Annotated in this window: 23 protein-coding genes; 2 read left to right on the forward strand and 21 right to left on the reverse strand. The window is 33.8% G+C overall.

Translation table 11 applies throughout. The features are described 5' to 3' along the window. Positions 1-29: 29 nt before the first annotated feature. Complete coding sequence (locus tag CHB80_RS19625; RefSeq protein ID WP_089373218.1) at positions 30-1,793, reverse strand: T9SS type A sorting domain-containing protein; 1,764 nt, start codon at positions 1,791-1,793, stop codon at positions 30-32. A 10-nt stretch (positions 1,794-1,803) separates the two neighbouring features. Here CHB80_RS19625 and purT point away from each other — a divergent pair, with 10 nt between their 5' ends. Together purT and CHB80_RS19635 are read left to right on the forward strand one after the other, a co-directional pair. Beyond that, on the forward strand, positions 1,804-2,994 hold the full coding sequence (purT, locus tag CHB80_RS19630) for a formate-dependent phosphoribosylglycinamide formyltransferase (protein ID WP_371874989.1): 1,191 nt from the start codon (positions 1,804-1,806) through the stop codon (positions 2,992-2,994). Positions 2,995-3,067: 73 nt separating this feature from the next. Further along, positions 3,068-3,802 carry a carboxypeptidase-like regulatory domain-containing protein gene (locus CHB80_RS19635; protein WP_089373220.1) on the forward strand — a complete coding sequence of 245 codons (735 nt, stop codon included), beginning with the start codon at positions 3,068-3,070 and terminating at the stop codon, positions 3,800-3,802. Here CHB80_RS19635 and CHB80_RS19640 read toward each other — a convergent pair. The 20 genes from CHB80_RS19640 to rpsH form a co-directional block, all read right to left on the reverse strand. Further along, positions 3,799-4,713: a dimethylarginine dimethylaminohydrolase family protein gene (locus CHB80_RS19640; protein WP_089373221.1), complete on the reverse strand. Its 915-nt coding sequence runs from the start codon at positions 4,711-4,713 to the stop codon at positions 3,799-3,801. The genes CHB80_RS19635 and CHB80_RS19640 overlap by 4 nt on opposite strands. 208 nt (positions 4,714-4,921) lie before the next feature. Continuing rightward, positions 4,922-6,208, reverse strand: a complete 1,287-nt coding sequence (locus CHB80_RS19645) for a citrate synthase (RefSeq protein WP_089373222.1) — start codon at positions 6,206-6,208, stop codon at positions 4,922-4,924. A 900-nt stretch (positions 6,209-7,108) separates the two neighbouring features. Then, positions 7,109-8,398 carry a phosphopyruvate hydratase gene (gene eno, locus CHB80_RS19650; protein WP_089373223.1) on the reverse strand — a complete coding sequence of 430 codons (1,290 nt, stop codon included), beginning with the start codon at positions 8,396-8,398 and terminating at the stop codon, positions 7,109-7,111. A 123-nt stretch (positions 8,399-8,521) separates the two neighbouring features. After that, positions 8,522-9,634 (reverse strand): glutamine-hydrolyzing carbamoyl-phosphate synthase small subunit, encoded by a 1,113-nt coding sequence (gene carA, locus CHB80_RS19655; protein WP_089373224.1) that lies wholly within the window; start codon positions 9,632-9,634, stop codon positions 8,522-8,524. 98 nt (positions 9,635-9,732) lie between these two features. Continuing rightward, positions 9,733-10,434: a hypothetical protein gene (locus CHB80_RS19660; RefSeq protein WP_143337192.1), complete on the reverse strand. Its 702-nt coding sequence runs from the start codon at positions 10,432-10,434 to the stop codon at positions 9,733-9,735. Positions 10,435-10,462: 28 nt separating this feature from the next. Further along, entirely contained in the window at positions 10,463-11,167 is a 705-nt protein-coding gene (locus CHB80_RS19665; protein WP_143337193.1) for a hypothetical protein, read from the reverse strand. Between the two features lie 140 nt (positions 11,168-11,307). Further along, positions 11,308-11,775, reverse strand: coding sequence for a 50S ribosomal protein L17 (gene rplQ, locus CHB80_RS19670; protein ID WP_089373227.1), 468 nt, complete (start codon positions 11,773-11,775; stop codon positions 11,308-11,310). 45 nt (positions 11,776-11,820) lie between these two features. Beyond that, positions 11,821-12,813, reverse strand: coding sequence for a DNA-directed RNA polymerase subunit alpha (locus CHB80_RS19675; RefSeq protein WP_089373228.1), 993 nt, complete (start codon positions 12,811-12,813; stop codon positions 11,821-11,823). Between the two features lie 26 nt (positions 12,814-12,839). After that, the gene (rpsD, locus tag CHB80_RS19680; RefSeq protein WP_089373229.1) at positions 12,840-13,445 is read right to left on the reverse strand and encodes a 30S ribosomal protein S4; all 606 of its coding nucleotides are present in this window, start codon (positions 13,443-13,445) and stop codon (positions 12,840-12,842) included. A gap of 80 nt (positions 13,446-13,525) precedes the next feature. Next, positions 13,526-13,909, reverse strand: a complete 384-nt coding sequence (rpsK, locus tag CHB80_RS19685; protein WP_089373230.1) for a 30S ribosomal protein S11 — start codon at positions 13,907-13,909, stop codon at positions 13,526-13,528. Between the two features lie 12 nt (positions 13,910-13,921). Then, positions 13,922-14,296, reverse strand: a complete 375-nt coding sequence (rpsM, locus tag CHB80_RS19690; RefSeq protein WP_089373231.1) for a 30S ribosomal protein S13 — start codon at positions 14,294-14,296, stop codon at positions 13,922-13,924. A 5-nt stretch (positions 14,297-14,301) separates the two neighbouring features. Then, positions 14,302-14,418, reverse strand: coding sequence for a type B 50S ribosomal protein L36 (gene ykgO / locus CHB80_RS19695; protein WP_010519235.1), 117 nt, complete (start codon positions 14,416-14,418; stop codon positions 14,302-14,304). Between the two features lie 18 nt (positions 14,419-14,436). Then, positions 14,437-14,652, reverse strand: a complete 216-nt coding sequence (gene infA, locus CHB80_RS19700; protein ID WP_013751343.1) for a translation initiation factor IF-1 — start codon at positions 14,650-14,652, stop codon at positions 14,437-14,439. Beyond that, complete coding sequence (secY, locus tag CHB80_RS19705) at positions 14,652-16,019, reverse strand: preprotein translocase subunit SecY (protein WP_089373232.1); 1,368 nt, start codon at positions 16,017-16,019, stop codon at positions 14,652-14,654. Before secY ends, infA begins: the two co-directional genes overlap by 1 nt. A gap of 13 nt (positions 16,020-16,032) precedes the next feature. Then, complete coding sequence (gene rplO / locus CHB80_RS19710) at positions 16,033-16,485, reverse strand: 50S ribosomal protein L15 (protein WP_089373233.1); 453 nt, start codon at positions 16,483-16,485, stop codon at positions 16,033-16,035. A 12-nt stretch (positions 16,486-16,497) separates the two neighbouring features. Further along, positions 16,498-16,677, reverse strand: coding sequence for a 50S ribosomal protein L30 (gene rpmD, locus CHB80_RS19715; RefSeq protein WP_089373234.1), 180 nt, complete (start codon positions 16,675-16,677; stop codon positions 16,498-16,500). Between the two features lie 11 nt (positions 16,678-16,688). Next, positions 16,689-17,213, reverse strand: coding sequence for a 30S ribosomal protein S5 (rpsE, locus tag CHB80_RS19720; protein WP_089373235.1), 525 nt, complete (start codon positions 17,211-17,213; stop codon positions 16,689-16,691). Between the two features lie 7 nt (positions 17,214-17,220). After that, positions 17,221-17,574, reverse strand: coding sequence for a 50S ribosomal protein L18 (gene rplR, locus CHB80_RS19725; RefSeq protein ID WP_089373236.1), 354 nt, complete (start codon positions 17,572-17,574; stop codon positions 17,221-17,223). 10 nt (positions 17,575-17,584) lie between these two features. Continuing rightward, on the reverse strand, positions 17,585-18,127 hold the full coding sequence (gene rplF, locus CHB80_RS19730) for a 50S ribosomal protein L6 (protein ID WP_089373237.1): 543 nt from the start codon (positions 18,125-18,127) through the stop codon (positions 17,585-17,587). Between the two features lie 21 nt (positions 18,128-18,148). Beyond that, positions 18,149-18,547 carry a 30S ribosomal protein S8 gene (gene rpsH / locus CHB80_RS19735; RefSeq protein WP_089373238.1) on the reverse strand — a complete coding sequence of 133 codons (399 nt, stop codon included), beginning with the start codon at positions 18,545-18,547 and terminating at the stop codon, positions 18,149-18,151. Positions 18,548-18,587: the final 40 nt, after the last annotated feature.

Raw genomic sequence — 18,587 nt, forward strand, 5'->3', positions numbered from 1 at the left:
TTTCGCGAAAGCGTATACAACCTACATAATTACTGTTTAATAATGCGTCTCACTGTAGACGCATTATTATTTTGATCTGTGAGTTTAAGAAAATAAATGCCCGACTCAAAAGCACTAACATTAATTACCGCTTCACGCTGAACTTCTATATTATCAATAACTACTCTTCCCAATACATCATATAAAACTCCCTTTGCATATGGAGAAGACGTTTGTATTGTGATTAAATTTTGAGCTGGGTTGGGATATATAGATATAGCTTGCAAGGCAACATCATCTACACCTAGTGTAGCTGACCTAAACTCACCGCCCTCTGGAGTTAAGTAAAAAACATCAAAAGGTTGCCCATCATTATTTGCAACAGGATCTTCAAAACCAGAAAGCAGCATAAGGATTGCTTCATTTTCTAGTCCTAAATCTTCAGTAAAAAGAGGAAAATTAAAATCAAAACTAAACGCAGAGAGTAAATTACCTCCTATATTCCCGCCGTAATCACCAATTTCAATACTAATATCTGATTGACTTTCCCACATAGAATAAGGATTCCCATCAACCTCATCAGAATAATCGGAAAACGAAAGTAATCTACCCATCTCTAATGGAAAGGCTAATACCTGGGTCCCTTGTACATCTAATGTATGATCAAAGCCAATGGCGCCGTTATGTACTAAAATATCTAAATCTAATCCAGAGTCTGGGTTAGAGGCTTCTAGTTGTGCCCCAGCATATAAATGCATCTCAAAAGGCTCTACATCTTCATAAGCATCTGTATCAAAAATACCGTCAATGACTAGGTAATAATTTTCTTCATCTACAAATCCAAAAAAATCATTAAACAGTAAGTCATTTGTATCGCTATCTCTTACTGTTATAAGAGCTACACCTTGATCTAACAATATGTTTAAAAAGGGTGTTCCTGTTTTAAAACTTAAATCATCTGCCACCAACATTCCATTTGCATATACATCAACCTCTTCTACAGAAGTATCTGGAGCGTTATGGATAAATTGAATATTTGCAGTTTCTTCTTCACTTAGTAACACAAAGTCTCCTCCTTCTACAGGAAGGTACCAAGCATTTAAAGGTTCCCCATCATTATTATTTTCGGGATATCTAAACCCTGTCAATAGCATAATAATTGCTTGCCCTTCTAATCCTAAATCATCTGTGACAAGAGGAAAATTATACGGAAAGTAAAAAAATTGCGGGATGGTGTAAGACTCGCGTACTACACAATAAATATCATCATTACTCACCCAAGGAGAATACCCAGAATATTCAGAAAAAGAGACTGAATTTCCAAACGAAATAGGTGCCGCTAAAATTTGACAACCTTCTACAATTAGTGTATTATCAAATCCTAAAGCACCATGTTGGACCATCACATCAAGATCTACCCCTTGATCAACTTCTTCTGCTTCCAATCTCGCCCCTTCATATATAGAAACATCAAAAGGTTCAGCATCTTCATATCCTTCAGGATTATATATTCCATTTAAAACCACATAATAATTCTCTTGATCAACAAGTGTATACTCACTAGATAGTAATACATCGTTTACATCTGTAGGATTTGTGATCACAATCTGAGTCATGTCTCCATTAAATGGAATATCTAAAAAAGCAGATCCCGTTTTAAATGTAAGATTATCTACTACCAAATTATCATCAATATATACATCAACTTCTTCTATAGAAACATCAGGAGCATTATGGATAAATTGTATTTTAGCAGTCTGACTATATCCCAATTGGATACAGCACATAAATAGCAAGAGTAGTTTTAATTTCATAAGGCTTAATATCAATAAGTTAAATATACACAATAATATGGCTAAAATCCTCCTTTTAGGTTCTGGAGAACTTGGTAAAGAATTTGTAATTGCCGCACAACGTTTAGGACAAACTGTTATTGCGGTAGATAGTTATGCAAATGCACCTGCAATGCAGGTTGCGCATAGTGCTGAAGTTATCAATATGCTAGATGGAGATGCTTTAGATGCTCTTGTTGCAAAACATCAACCTGATTATATTGTTCCAGAAATTGAAGCCATACGTACAGAGCGTTTTTATAACTATGAAGAGCAAGGATATACAGTAATTCCAAGTGCAAAAGCTGCAAATTACACCATGAATCGTAAATCTATTCGTGATCTTGCTGCAAAAGATTTAGGATTAAAAACAGCTAATTATAGATATGCCGCTTCCGCGAAAGAATTGTCAGATGCTGTTACAGAAATAGGAATGCCTTGTGTTGTAAAACCATTAATGTCTTCTAGCGGTAAAGGACAATCTACTATTAAAACGGAAGCTGATATTCAAAAAGCATGGGAGTATTCTCAAGAAGGATCCCGTGGTGATGTTGCAGAGGTTATCGTTGAAGGGTTTGTAAATTTCAATTATGAGATCACACTTCTTACTGTCACACAACGAGAGGGAGCAACATTATTTTGCCCTCCTATAGGACACAGGCAAGAAAGAGGAGATTATCAAGAAAGTTGGCAACCTGCCACTATGCAATCTGAACATCTACAAACAGCACAAGAAATGGCTAAAAAAGTAACCGATGCTTTAGGAGGTGCTGGTATCTGGGGTGTTGAATTTTTCATATCAGATGATGGCGTTTATTTTTCAGAACTCTCTCCAAGACCACACGACACAGGGATGGTCACCCTTGGAAATACTCAAAACTTCAATGAGTTTGAATTACATTTACGTGCTGTTTTAGGACTTCCTATAGCCGAAATCACACAAGAACGCATAGGAGCAAGTGCCGTAATTTTAGCAAGTGATCATTCTGACAATCCCACATTTGAAGGTATCTCGACAATAGCCAATGCAAAAAAGTCTGATTTTAGATTATTTGGTAAGCCAACTTCAAGACCATATAGACGTATGGGAGTTGTAGTTACCTATGATTCAAAAGAAGGTGACATTACTAACGTCACTAAAAGAGCAAAAGAACTAGCTTCTAAAGTGCGTGTATTGAAATAAACGCAGTACACATAGGCATCCATAACTTATAGAGATATAATTATTTTGTATCTTTAAGTAATTGCAGATTCCTATGAAAGCACATATACGTTACATCAGCTACCTTATTATCCCATTATTATTATTTTCTTGCTCTAATGAAAAAGAAGAAGAAAACATCATTGAAACTGGCTCAATAACAGGTACCGTAAAACTATTTACATCAAGAGGTGGTTTTTATCCAAATGAAGATATGAGAGTAACCATAGAAGGAACCGATCCAGTTATTTCTGTACTTACTGACACTAATGGTAGTTATAGGTTTGATGATCTACCACACGGGCGTTATGATTTACGTTTTGAAAAAGAGGGCTTTGGAACATTTAAAAGAGGAGACATTGTACATATTAATGAAGAAACCAATCTTGAAGCATTTGAAACATTAGGAAAAAAATCTACTACAGAAATTAGCTCATTACAACTCTTCGAAACAGACACTGGCATCACACTATCATTAAACACTTCACCTCCTTCTCATACAACAAACATACGCTATGTGCGAATATTTTTTAACATAGGCAGTGAAGCAAGCAATCAAACTTTTGAGTACTTCACACCTGTATTGCAATCTGAATTCACTCCGTTTTTTAGGCAATACACTTACGAAGAATTTGAAGAATTAGGATTTATTTCTGGGGCTACAATACATATAAAAGCATATGGTGAATCTTTGCTTAGCAATGAATATAATGATCCTAATAATGGAGCCTTTATATTTCCCAATCTAAATCCAAATACAACAACTGGAATTTCTTTTGTTATGCCCTAATCTCTTACTAAAGGAAGAGTGCTACAACGCAATAAACCTTCTTGTTTTGCTATCTCTGCATAAGGCACTTCTTCTACAGTAATATTATGAGATCTTAACCAATTATTTAATCGGGTAAAATTCTTTTCTGAAATTACAACGTCGGGAGCAATACTAAAAATATTACTATTCATATTATACATTTCATCTTTAGATATCTCAAAAACATTTTCTTTCCCAAATAAGGCAACTAACCATTCATATTCTTCTTCTTTAAGAAAACCATTTTTATGAATAATTGCTTTATCAGTACCTACTGGTTGAAAACAACAATCTAAGTGAAGTGCATTTTCTTTTGGATCTGTATTGTGTTTTCTAAGCTCAAAAGAAACTACTTTTTTCTTAGGAAATAATTCAGCTAGATAATGTACTGCTTCTTTATTAGTTCTTGCCGTTATAAAATCAGGATAATCTTCTCCAGTATAAGTTCCGACAAAAATAAAATCCCCCCATGGCATTACATCACCTCCTTCTACATGAGCATCTTCTGGCAACCGAAATACATGTGTTGCCGGCATTTGATCTATAACATACTGTATTGCATCTATCTCCCGCTCACGATCGGGAAGAATATTAGCCTTGATAAACTTATCATCAATAACAAAACCGATATCTCTAGAAAAAATCTGATTATAATCTTTTAATACTTCTGGTCTAAAAACTTGAACATCGTATTTTTCAAAAACAGCAGCAACAGCATCCATTTCTTTTACCATATCCTTTTCTAAAGGATACGTTCCATCTTTAATATGTTGTGCGCTTTTTGGATCGTAAGCATCCTCAATTTTTGGGGTAGGTCCACAGCTTTCTGCAGTTCCTAAAATAACTGCACGCAAACGTGAAGTTTCATCATTAACATGTAATTTAAGCATAGGACTAAGATACTAATCTCGATGTTTGAACACAAAAAATAAGAGCAAACACCTCGAGATAATTTACAGCATTATTATTTGATAGCGTCTAATTATAAAATAACTAAAAAGCTTTTTAAGTTAATTTTCGCGAAAGCATAATAAACAATCAAAAAAAAATAGCAAGCTATCTAGCTTACTATTTTTAATATTGTATAAAGAGTTATTATTATCTTTCTGATACAGGTGCAAACTCTCTAAAATTTTCTCCTGTATAAATCTGACGCGGACGACCGATAGGTTCTTTACGCTCACGCATTTCTTTCCATTGTGCAATCCATCCAGGCAAACGTCCAAGTGCAAACATTACTGTAAACATCTCTACTGGAATTCCGAGAGCTCTATATATAATACCTGAGTAGAAATCTACATTAGGATATAATTTACGATCTACAAAATATTGATCTTCTAATGCTTCTTTTTCTAATCCTTTAGCTATATCTAATACTGGATCTTCTATTCCTAACATATTTAAAACATCATCTGCTGCAACTTTTATGATTTTTGCTCGCGGATCAAAGTTTTTATATACTCTGTGACCAAAGCCCATTAAACGGAAAGGATCTTGTTTATCTTTTGCTTTTGCCATATACTTTTTAGTATCCCCTCCATCTTCTTTAATTGCCTCAAGCATTTCTATTACTGCTTGATTAGCTCCTCCGTGTAGTGGTCCCCATAATGCTGAAATACCCGCTGAGATAGATGCAAATAATCCCGCATGAGCAGATCCTACTATACGTACTGTTGAGGTAGAACAATTTTGCTCATGGTCTGCATGTAGAATTAATAATTTATCAAGTGCATCTATAACTGACTGATCAGCTTTATACTCTTCATTAGCTTTTGAGAACATCATCTTATGAAGGTTTGCAACATACCCTAAACTATTATCTCCATAATCTAATGGCTGACTCTTCTTCTTGCGTAAAGCCCAAGATGCTAGTACTGGGAATTTTGCCAATAACTTTACAATAGTTGTATACATCTCTTCTTCTGAGTCTACATTTACAGAAGTAGGGTTAAAAGCAATAAGCGCTGATGTTAAAGCACTCAGCACACCCATAGGATGAGCCGACTTAGGAAAACCATCTAGGATTTTCTTCATATCCTCATCTACATGAGATTCTGCTTTTATATCATTATGAAATTTATCTAATTGTACTTTTGAAGGAAGTTCTCCAAAAATTAGTAAGTATGCTACTTCTAAAAAGTCTGCTTTTTCTGCTAAAGCTTCTATAGAGTATCCTCTGTAGCGCAAAATTCCTTTTTCTCCATCTAAAAAAGTAATACCACTTTCACAAGAACCCGTATTTTTATATCCAGGATCTATTGTAGTGACGCCGCCTGTTACTCCTCTAAGCGTTTTTATATCAATTGCTTTTTCGTTTTCTGTGCCTGTTATAATAGGAAAATCATATGATTGATCGCCTATGGTTAGCGTTGCTTTATCTGCCATTCTTTTTTTGAAAAATTTAAGGTGATTATTCCTTTGTTTAGAAGGATTGCTAATTTACAAAAAAACAGTCGGTTTTTTTAATATTTCCCTACAGTAAAGCATATAAAAAAAACTTAAATTATCAATTAAAAGTATTTATAAGTCATTAATTAAAATAAAAAATACTCTGCAATCTATTAGTATGACTAGGATAAGAACAGCTTTTTTATAAGTAACAAAAATAATTTATAATTTCTTATACGCTTTCGCGAAAGCGTACCCAATCCTCATATTTGTTAAAAAACAGATAAATAGTTTCTAAAATTGACCACCAATTTTTCCCTTTTATAGAAGAAATAGATAAAATAAAAAAGAGCTTATACCATAGCATAAGCTCTTTACCCAACTTCAAACCTAAATTTTGGTGTTTTTATATACCAAAAAATAATTCTTAAAAAGAGCGAGTTACTCAGCGTTGAAGCATCATCTCCCGCTCTTTACCCAACTTAAAATCATTTTGCTTGTTTATTCACTAACGTGCAATACAATCGTTGAGTTAAGAATTTAAAAGATGAAGTTAGTTTTGTTATAACTTTAAAATAATAGTAAACTATTATATCAAACTAAATAGGTGATCTTTTAAGTTCTAATAGATTTGGATGATAAAAGTATATAAAAAGTACACAAGCAACAAAAATAAAAAGAAAGATAATTCTTACATATGTTAATATTTAATATAAATATTTGAATATTAAATACTTATGTTTTAATTTATTTTATAATTGTTTTTGATAATGCTCAAAAAATAGTAATACAATTGCCAATAAATTTGTATTTAATCTATTAAATATGTCTTTTAGCGATAATTTAACATAAAAAAGCCTCCCGATTGGGAGGCTTTAAATTCTTCAGTTTTGACTATTATTTTAATTTAAAAGCATTTTCACCTGGAAAATAAGCTACTTCAGATAGTTGTTCTTCAATACGAAGTAATTGATTATACTTAGCCATTCTATCTGATCTTGAAGCAGACCCTGTTTTAATTTGACCCGTATTAAGCGCTACAGCTAAATCTGCAATAGTATTGTCTTCTGTTTCACCCGATCTATGCGACATTACAGATGTATAGCCTGCATTATGAGCCATATTTACAGCTGCAATTGTTTCTGTTAAGGTTCCTATTTGATTTACCTTAATAAGAATTGAATTTGCAATTCCGTTTTCAATCCCTCTAGATAAACGATCAACATTAGTTACAAAAAGATCATCACCTACTAGCTGAACTTTACCTCCTGCTTTATCGGTAAGGTATTTCCAACCATCCCAATCATTCTCATCCATTCCATCTTCTATAGATATTATTGGATAATTCTCTGCTAATGACACTAAATAATCAGCTTGCTCTTCGCTTGTACGAATCACTCCTGAATCACCTTCAAATTTTGTGTAGTCATATTTTCCATCTACATAAAACTCGGCTGCTGCACAATCTAAAGCAATCATGATTTCATCTCCCCACGAATATCCTGCTTTTTCGACAGCAAGTTTTATAGAGTCTAATGCATCTTCAGTACCATCTAATGCAGGTGCGAATCCTCCTTCGTCACCAACAGCCGTACTTAAATTACGATCGTGTAATACTTTTTTAAGGTTATGAAAAATCTCAGTTCCCATTTTCATTGCTTCCGTAAAGTTCTTTGCTTTTACTGGCATCACCATAAATTCTTGGAAAGCAATAGGGGCATCACTATGAGACCCTCCATTAATAATATTCATCATAGGCACTGGTAACGTATTTGCGCTCACCCCACCTATATATCTATATAATGGTAAATTTAACTCAGCTGCTGCTGCTTTTGCACAAGCCAAAGAAACTCCTAAAATAGCATTTGCTCCTAATTTAGATTTATTAGGTGTTCCATCAATATCTATCATCATTTGGTCTATCAAGTTTTGTTCAAAAACTGATGTCCCTAATAATTCAGCAGCAATAATTGTGTTTACATTACTTACCGCTTCCTGCACTCCTTTACCCATATAAGCATCTCCACCATCTCTTAGCTCCACTGCCTCATGTTCTCCAGTAGAAGCTCCAGAAGGAACTGCTGCTCGTCCCATCACTCCATTTTCTGTATATACATCTACCTCTACTGTAGGGTTTCCTCTAGAATCAAAAATTTGTCTTGCGTGAATGTCTATTATTATACTCATAGTATTTTATTTGATGGTCGAAAGATACAATTTGTCACCTTTACAACCTGAAAAATTGGTCAATAGTCGCGATAACGTTTTCGCAAAACTGTTATCTAAAAATTCAACTACGACAGTTACAATTTATGCTTTTACTTTTTTGATATTTTCTATAAACTGATCAAAAAGATACGTAGCATCATTAGGTCCTGGACTAGCTTCTGGGTGATACTGTACAGAGAAACAATTCTTATCTTTAATTCTAATTCCTGCAACAGTATGATCATTCAAATGCACATGCGTAATCTCTACATTCTGATTTGCCTCAGTTTCTTCACGATTAATAGCAAATCCATGGTTTTGAGAAGTAATTTCTCCTTTACCCGTAATTAAGTTTTTTACAGGGTGATTTATTCCTCTATGTCCATTATGCATTTTATACGTAGAAATACCATTTGCTAATGCAATAACTTGATGCCCTAAACATATTCCAAATAATGGTTGATCATCTGCTATTATATCTTTGGCCACCTGAATTGCGCTATCTAAAGGCTCTGGATCTCCTGGCCCATTAGATAAAAAATACCCATCTGCATTCCATTCTTGCATCTCTTTATAAGAAGTGTTATATGGGAATACTTTTATATATGCTCCTCTTTTTGAAAGATTACGTAAAATATTACGTTTAATTCCAATATCTAAAGCAGCAATTTTTATTTCAGAATTTTCTTCACCAAAATAATAAGGCTCTTTTGTAGATACCTTTGATGCAAGTTCCAAACCATTCATACTTGGAACTTCAGCAAGTTTTTCTTTAAGAGCATCTATATTATCCACATCTGTAGAGATAACTGCATTCATAGCACCGTTGTCTCTTATATAAGATACTAATGCTCTTGTATCGACTTCAGATATTGCAAATAAATTATTAGTAGCTAGAAACTCTTCTAAGGATTCTTGAGCATCCTTCCTAGAATAGGTGTAACTAAAATTTCTACAAATAAGACCTGATATTTTAACTCCTTCAGATTCTGTTTCTTCATCTGTAGCTCCATAGTTTCCTATATGTGCATTTGTAGTAACCATGAGTTGTCCAAAATAAGAAGGATCTGTGAAAATCTCTTGATACCCTGTCATTCCAGTATTAAAGCAAACTTCCCCAAAAGATGTACCTTCTACATCACCAACAGATTTTCCATGGAAGATAGTTCCATCTGCTAGTAAAATAAGTGCTGGACGTCGAGATTGATATTTCATATGATTATAATTTGTGCAAATATATTATATAGCTTAAAATACTAAGGCAAAAAAAAAGAGCTTTTTATCAAAGCTCTTTTTTAAAATGTTAATATCTATTATAAATTATTGTAATGCAAAAATAATCTTTTCACATCTTTATCTTTCTTAAAAGACAGTTTGTTCTTTTTTGCAAAGGACTTAATCTCTTCTGACTTAGAGCCAAAGACCTTAAGCAACTCTGCTTTTTTTAATTTTATAGGAGTAATTGAACCATTTCTTTCTAAATAGTATTTATAGGATATCACATACTCATCATTACCTTGACCTGTAGTAGGCGAAAAAACACCTCCTCTTACAGTTAGTTTATAATCTTTAAGTAACGACAACTCTTCACTCTCACCTACTATCTCCATAAAAATGCTACCATTTTCATCATTCTTATGCACTACTTTAAAATTCTTGTTATTAATAACAATCTTTTTAAAGTTTACGGTATTAAATTCATGTACTGAATCTTTACTTATTTTAGAAACAAATACATCTTTTTGAACATCATAATTGAGGTTACCAATTCTGTATTTTTTATTTTTTGCGGTTTCTAAAACGCCTACATTTTTCCAATCATCGTATAAATACTTGGAACCTTCTATATTAGTAGGAGCAATATAAGATATCGCAAAAGTAGGGCTTGCAGGTTGATCATTAGTAACCTGACCTAAACTAAGCGTATTTCTAAAAGTATCTCCTCCAGCATCGTCTCCTTGTGAAAACGAAACAAAACCTGTCATAACTAGCACTAAAAAAATTATCTTTTTCATATCAATTTATTTTTAGAGAGTGCTGTTATTATAATGTTCTGTAATAGCTAACGATCTTTTGTAAATCTCTTTCGTTTTTGAAATTAAGGTTATTGTCTTTAGCATATTGCTCAACCACTGAAGATTTAGAACCTGCTGCCTTAAGGATTTCAGATTTTTTAAGCTTAAGTCTTTTGAAAGACTTTCCTTTCTTAACATAGTAGCTATCTCTCATGATATATTTATCATTTGCGCGAGCTAGTAAAGGGTTAGGATTACCTTCTCTGATATCTATAGTGTAATTCTTATAAATTTCAAAGTCATCAGTTTCAGCTATAACTTCAAATACTCTATAACTACCATCTACAGGAGAGTAAATATTTTTGAAAACTCTATTGTTTATTACAATTTTTTCAATGTTTGTAAAATTAAAAGTAAAAATAGTTTCCTTATCTATTTTTGATTCAAAAACATTACGTTTTGCATTAAAATTAATATTACTATTAAGTCTAATAGGTTTTTCTTGAGTAGTTGTTACAATAAGTGTATTATTATACCATGTATCAAATAAGTATACCGTCCCTTCTATAGGTCTTGGTGGATTACGCACAATACTAGATGCTCCAATATTTGCGCCATCAGGTCCATATGTTGCAAGTGCGTTTAATGCATTATTATTTGCATCTACAGCTTGTGCATATCCGTATCCCATCGTAAACATTAAGGATACTAAAACAATCATTAATTTTTTCATAGTTTATGTATTTCTAAATTATATTTCATCTCAGTCAAATAGTTTGCCAAATTCAACTTAATAGTGTAAAAATAAAAAAAGGGACTCACCTTGCGGTAAATCCCGATACTATTTAACCTTTTTGTAACAGGTTTACCGATCTATTCTTCCTCGTTAGAAGTTGTTTCTGTCACTGGAGCCACCTCAGTTTTCTTAGATCTACCACGACGAGTAGATTTCTTTTTAGCAGGTTTTCCAGCATTATAAATCTCATTATAATCAACAAGTTCTATCATTGCCATATCAGCATTATCCCCAAGACGATTACCTAGTTTAATAATACGAGTATATCCTCCTGGACGATCTCCAACTTTTACAGCTACTTCTCTAAAAAGTTCTGTTACGGCATCTTTTTGACGTAAACGAGAAAAAACAATACGTCTGTTGTGTGTTGTATCTTCTTTAGATTTTGTAACTAAAGGCTCAACAAATTGCTTAAGAGCTTTTGCTTTAGCAACTGTTGTATTTATTCTTTTATGCTCAATTAGGGAACAAGCCATATTAGCCAACATTGACTTTCTATGTGCTGTTTTTCTTCCTAAGTGATTAATTTTCTTTCCGTGTCTCATTGTTGTTATTCTTTATTCGCTTTCGCGAAAGCGTACAAATCGTAATTAATCTTTATCTAATTTATATTTTGATAAATCCATACCAAAATTAAGCCCTTTTACATTTACAAGTTCTTCTAGTTCTGTCAATGATTTCTTACCAAAGTTTCTAAACTTCATAAGATCATTTTTATTGAAAGAAACTAGATCTCCTAATGTATCTACTTCTGCTGCTTTAAGACAGTTTAGAGCACGTACCGAAAGGTCCATATCTATAAGCTTTGTCTTTAATAACTGTCTCATGTGAAGTGACTCTTCATCATAAGTTTCAGTTTGAGCAATTTCGTCTGCCTCTAATGTGATACGTTCATCTGAAAATAACATGAAGTGATGTATCAGTGTTTTAGCAGCCTCAGTAAGTGCTTCTTTTGGATGAATAGAACCGTCTGTAATAATTTCAAAGATTAATTTCTCATAATCCGTTTTTTGTTCTACACGGTAATTTTCTATACTATATTTTACATTTCTAATAGGTGTATAAATAGAGTCTGTGAATATAGTACCTAAAGGTGCATTAGATTTTTTGTTTTCCTCTGCAGGAACATAACCTCTACCTTTTTCTATGGTAATTTCCATGTTAATAGAAACTTTCTTATCCATATTTGCGATAACAAGGTCAGGGTTTAGCACCTGAAAACCTGAAATAAATTTTTGGAAATCTCCAGCAGTAAGCTGATCTATTCCTGAAAGAGATATAGTAACAGTTTCGTTATCTATTTCTTCAATTTGTCTTTTAAAACGAACTTGTTTTAAATTAAGAATAATCTCAGTTACATCTTCAACTACTCCAGCGATCGTAGAAAACTCATGATCTACGCCTTCTATACGTACAGAAGTGATTGCAAAACCTTCTAAAGAAGAAAGTAATACACGTCTTAAAGCGTTTCCTACGGTTAAACCATAACCTGGCTCTAGAGGTCTAAACTCAAATTTACCTTCAAAATCAGTAGAGTCAATCATAATGACTTTATCAGGCTTTTGGAAATTTAATATTGCCATATCGTGTTTTCTAGCTTTAGTTAATTTTACTTAGAGTACAATTCGACGATGAATTGTTCATTGATATTTTCAGGTATTTGAAGACGCTGAGGAACAGCTACAAATGTACCTTCTTTCTTATCATTATTCCATGATATCCACTCATACACATGACTAGCATTAGATAATGAGTTTTCAATTACTTCTAATGATTTTGACTTTTCGCGAACCGCTACAACATCACCAGGCTTAACTTGGTAAGACGGGATATTTACAATACCACCGTTTACAGTAATATGGCGATGAGAAACTAATTGACGTGCTCCACTTCTAGATGGAGAGATCCCCATTCTAAAAACTACATTGTCTAAACGTTGCTCACAAAGTTGAAGTAAAACTTCACCTGTAATTCCATTAGATCTATTTGCTTTAGCATATAGATTTCTAAATTGACGCTCTAGTATACCATATGTATACTTTGCTTTTTGTTTTTCTTGTAATTGAACAGCGTACTCAGATTTCTTTCCTCTTCTTCTGTTGTTTCCGTGCTGTCCTGGAGGATAATTTCTTTTTTCAAAAGATTTATCTTCTCCAAAAATTGCTTCACTAAACTTACGAGCAATTTTAGTCTTAGGACCAGTATATCTTGCCATTAAAAATTGTTTTTTTGAGGGGGTTAGGAATTAAGGTCAATCCTTCGCAAACCATATTCCCTCTAGATATTAAATTAAAATTAAACGCGACGTCTTTTTGGAGGACGACACCCATTATGTGGAGCTGGAGTTACATCAATAATTTCAGTAACTTCTATCCCACTATTATGAATAGATCTGATAGCAGACTCACGTCCATTACCTGGTCCTTTCACATATACTTTTACTTTACGTAAACCTGCTTCATGAGCAACCTTAGCGCAGTCTTCTGCAGCAGTCTGAGCAGCATATGGAGTGTTCTTTTTAGAACCTCTAAAGCCCATTTTACCAGCAGATGACCAAGAAATCACATCTCCTTTTTTATTTGTTAATGAAATAATCAAATTATTAAAAGAAGCTGAGATGTGTGCTTCACCTACAGACTCTACAACAACTTTACGTTTTTTTGTACTTTGCTTTGCCATTACTACAAGTTATTATTTAGTTGCTTTCTTCTTGTTTGCAACAGTTTTACGCTTTCCTTTTCTTGTACGAGAGTTATTCTTTGTACGCTGACCTCTTAAAGGAAGTCCTGTACGATGACGAATACCTCTGTAGCATCCGATATCCATTAAACGTTTAATGTTTAATGAAACCTCACTACGTAATTCTCCTTCGATAGTGTAGTTTCCTACTGCATCACGAATTCGACCTATTTCGTCATCATTCCAATCAGAAACTTTTTTATCTTCTGATACATTAGCAGTAGCCAAAATTTCTTGAGCTCTACTTCTACCGATTCCAAAGATGTATGTTAGCGCAATTACACCTCTCTTATGTTTTGGGATGTCTATCCCTGCAATTCTAGCCATAATTCTTAACCTTGTCTTTGTTTAAACCTAGGGTTCTTTTTATTAATTACGTATAATCTGCCTTTGCGACGTACAATCTTGCAATCGGCACTTCTTTTTTTAATAGACGCTCTTACTTTCATATCAAGCTTATTTTCCCGTTAATAACGGTATGTTATACGAGCCTTTGACAAATCATAAGGGCTCATTTCTAATTTTACTTTATCTCCAGGTAATAATTTAATATAGTGCATACGCATCTTACCTGATATGTGCGCAGTCACTACGTGGCCATTTTCTAATTCAACTCTAAACATTGCATTAGACAATGCTTCTATAATTGACCCGTCTTGTTCTATAGCTGCTTGTTTTGCCATTATGCTACTGCTTTACGGTTTTTACCTGATTTCATAAGACCATCATAATGTCTATTAAGCAGGTATGAATTTACTTGTTGCATCGTATCTATCGCTACACCCACCATAATCAATAAAGATGTACCTCCATAAAATAGAGCCCACCCTTGTTGAATACCTATTAGCTTATGAGCTACCGCTGGGAAGATTGCAATGAGAGCTAAGAATATAGATCCTGGTAATGTAATTTGCGACATTATCTTATCAAGATATTCTGCCGTTTCACTACCTGGACGAATTCCAGCTATAAATCCTCCGCTACGCTTTAAATCATCAGCCATTTTATTTGTAGGAACTGTGATAGCAGTATAGAAATATGTAAATACGATAATTAACAATCCAAATACAAGATTATACCAGAAACCAAATATATTTCCACCAAACTCTTGTTGTAACCATTGCCCAGTAGCAGTATCAGCTAAGAAGCTTGCCCCTCCAATTAATCCTGGAACAAACATAATAGCTTGTGCAAATATTATTGGCATTACTCCAGATGCATTTAACTTAAGAGGTATATATTGTCTACTTCCAAAAACATTCTTTTCGTATGCTCCACTAGCAGTACGTCTTGCATATGATACTGGAATTTGACGAACAGCCATTACTAAAAGAACAGACAATAGAATGATAACAAACCAAAGTGCTACTTCAACAAGTATTAATATTGGCCCTCCACCACCAGCTTCAAGTCTAGAAGTCAAGTTTTGAGCAAATGAAACAGGTAAGCTAGCGATAATACCAACCATAATTAATAGTGATATACCATTACCTATACCTTTATCAGTAATTTTTTCCCCTAACCACATTGCAAAAACACAACCAGTTACAAGTATCATCACTGAAGACACATAAAAAGTAGTTGGATTAAATCCTGCAGCTAAAAGTTCACCAATACCTGATGCTCCCGAAAGAGACGGTAGTGCAGTTATATATCCAGGTGCTTGTAATAAACAAATAGCAATAGTTAACCATCTTGTTATCTGGTTAATTTTACGTCTTCCACTCTCTCCTTCTTTTTGTAGTTTTTGTAAATAAGGAATTGCTATTCCCATTAACTGTACTACAATAGATGCAGATATATAAGGCATAATACCAAGTGCAAATACAGAAGCATTCGAAAAAGCTCCACCAGTAAAAGCACTTAAAAGGCTTAAAAGATTATTTTCACCTACAGTACCTCTTAATCCTGCTAATTGAGAAGCATCAATTCCTGGTAATACTACTTGAGCACCAAAACGATAAACGAGGAGAAGAGTTAACGTAAGCAAAATGCGATTCTTAAGCTCGTCAATCTTCCAAATATTTTTTATTGTATCTATAAATTTCATCCTCTTATATCGATTATAAAGTTACAGCTTCACCTCCAGCAGCTTCAACAGCTTGTTTTGCTGATGCTGTAAACTTGTGAGCAGTTACTTTAAGCTTAGCCTTAAGTTCTCCTCTACCTAATATTTTTACTAAGTCATTTTTACCAACAAGACGATTTTCTATTAATACATCTAGAGTTACTTCGTCTTTAATACGACCCGCATCCACATATTCTTGAAGCGTATCTATATTAACACCGGCATACTCTTTACGATTAACATTTTTAAAACCGTACTTAGGAACACGTCTTTGTAAAGGCATTTGACCTCCTTCAAAACCAAGTTTCTTAGAATAACCAGAACGAGATTTTGCTCCTTTATGACCACGACCAGCAGTACCTCCGTTACCAGTTGCCTGGCCACGTCCTTTACGGCTATCGTTTTTCTTAACTGAACCTTTTGCAGGTTGTAAGTTACTTAAATTCATCTATACTAATATTTATGCTTCTTCAACAGAAACCAAATGACTTACTTTATTTATCATACCAAGTATATTTGGAGTATTTTCATGCTCCTTAACTTGGCCCATCTTTCTTAATCCAAGAGCCTCTAGGGTTCTTTTCTGATCAACAGGGCGATTAATCGCACTACGGATCTTTGTTACTTTAATCTTTGCCATAACTACTTGGTTTATCCTTTAAAAACTTTGTCTAACGAAATTCCTCTTTGTTTTGCAACAGTTTCTGCACTTCTCAATTGAAGTAATGCATCAAATGTAGCTTTAACAACATTATGAGGATTTGATGATCCTTGGTTCTTAGATAATACATCATGTATCCCTACAGATTCCAATACAGCTCTAATAGCACCACCGGCAATTACTCCTGTACCGGCAGCAGCAGGCATCAATAAAACTCTTGCACCTCCGTACTTTCCTTTTTGTTCGTGAGGAATTGTCTTTTTATTTAAAGGAATACGAACTAAATTTTTCTTTGCATCTTCTACTGCTTTTGCAATAGCAGAAGCTACTTCTTTAGATTTTCCTAATCCTTGACCAACAACACCATTCTCATCACCTACAACAACAATAGCAGAAAAACCAAAGGCTCTACCCCCTTTTGTCACCTTAGTAACACGTTGTACTCCTACTAAGCGATCTTTAAGTTCTAAACCACTAGGTTTAACTAACTCTACGTTTTTATAATTCTGGTACATAATTTATTTAGAATTTAAGTCCGCCTTCACGAGCGCCTTCTGCTAGTTGTTTTACTCTTCCATGATACAGGTAACCTCCTCTGTCAAATATAACAGATTCAACTCCTGATTTTACAGCTTGCTCAGCAATAGCTTTTCCTACAAGTTTTGCTGTTTCAGATTTATTAGATCCTGCAACAATTCCTTTATCTCTAGAAGAAGCAGCACCTAATGTTTTACCAGATAAATCATCAATTATCTGAGCATAAATCTCTTTATTACTTCTAAATACACAGAGTCTAGGGCGCTCTGCAGTTCCAGAAATAGTCTTACGAATTCTTAAATGAATTCTATTTCTTTTTTCACTTTTTGATAATGCCATAATCTATGTATTATGCAGATTTACCTGCTTTTCTTCTAATGATCTCACCAACAAACTTAATACCTTTTCCTTTATAAGGTTCTGGCTTACGGAAGGCACGTATTTTTGCCGCTACCTGCCCTACTAATTGTTTATCATGAGATGTTAATTTCACAATTGGATTTTTACCTTTTTCAGATACAGTTTCCACTTTCACCTCTGGAGCGATTTCAAAAACTATATTGTGAGAGAAACCAACAGCTAAATCTAACTTTTGCCCTTGATTACTTGCACGATATCCTACTCCTATAAGTTCTAACTCTTTGGTCCATCCTTTTGATACACCTTCGATCATGTTAAATATAAGAGAACGATATAAACCGTGCTTTGCTCTAACATCTTTCTTATCAGAAGGTCTTTCAAGAGTTACAGTTCCATCTTCTACTTTAATAGTAATGTCTGAAAACTCTTGTGTAAGTTCACCTAATTTTCCTTTTACGGTTACAACACCTTCAGCTACATTTAAAGTAACACCATCTGGAATTGTAATTGGACTTTTACCTATTCTTGACATTTCTTTGTCTTTTTAACTGGGTTAGTAAACGTAACAAAGTACTTCGCCACCTACATTAGCTTGTTGAGCTTGCTTTCCTGTCATAACTCCCTTAGAAGTAGAAACAATAGCAATACCTAAACCATTCAATACACGAGGTATATCTGAAGATGAAGCGTATTTACGTAAACCAGGTTTACTTATTCTTTGTATATCTCTAATTACAGATTCTTTAGTAAAACCGTCATACTTCAAAGCAATTTTGATAGTATCTTGAGATTTACCTTCCTCAAATTTGTAACTTAATATGTAACCTTGATCGAATAAGATTTTTGTCATCTCCTTCTTAAGGTTAGATGCAGGAATCTCAACGACTCTGTGATTTGCTGCAGCTGCATTTCTAATTCTAGTTAGAAAATCTGCAATTGGATCTGTGTTCATTTATTTATGTTTCGGAGGGGGTTTTTTACTTTATATGCTT

Origin of the sequence: Dokdonia pacifica (assembly GCF_900188275.1) — a bacterium.
Taxonomy (GTDB): domain Bacteria; phylum Bacteroidota; class Bacteroidia; order Flavobacteriales; family Flavobacteriaceae; genus Dokdonia; species Dokdonia pacifica.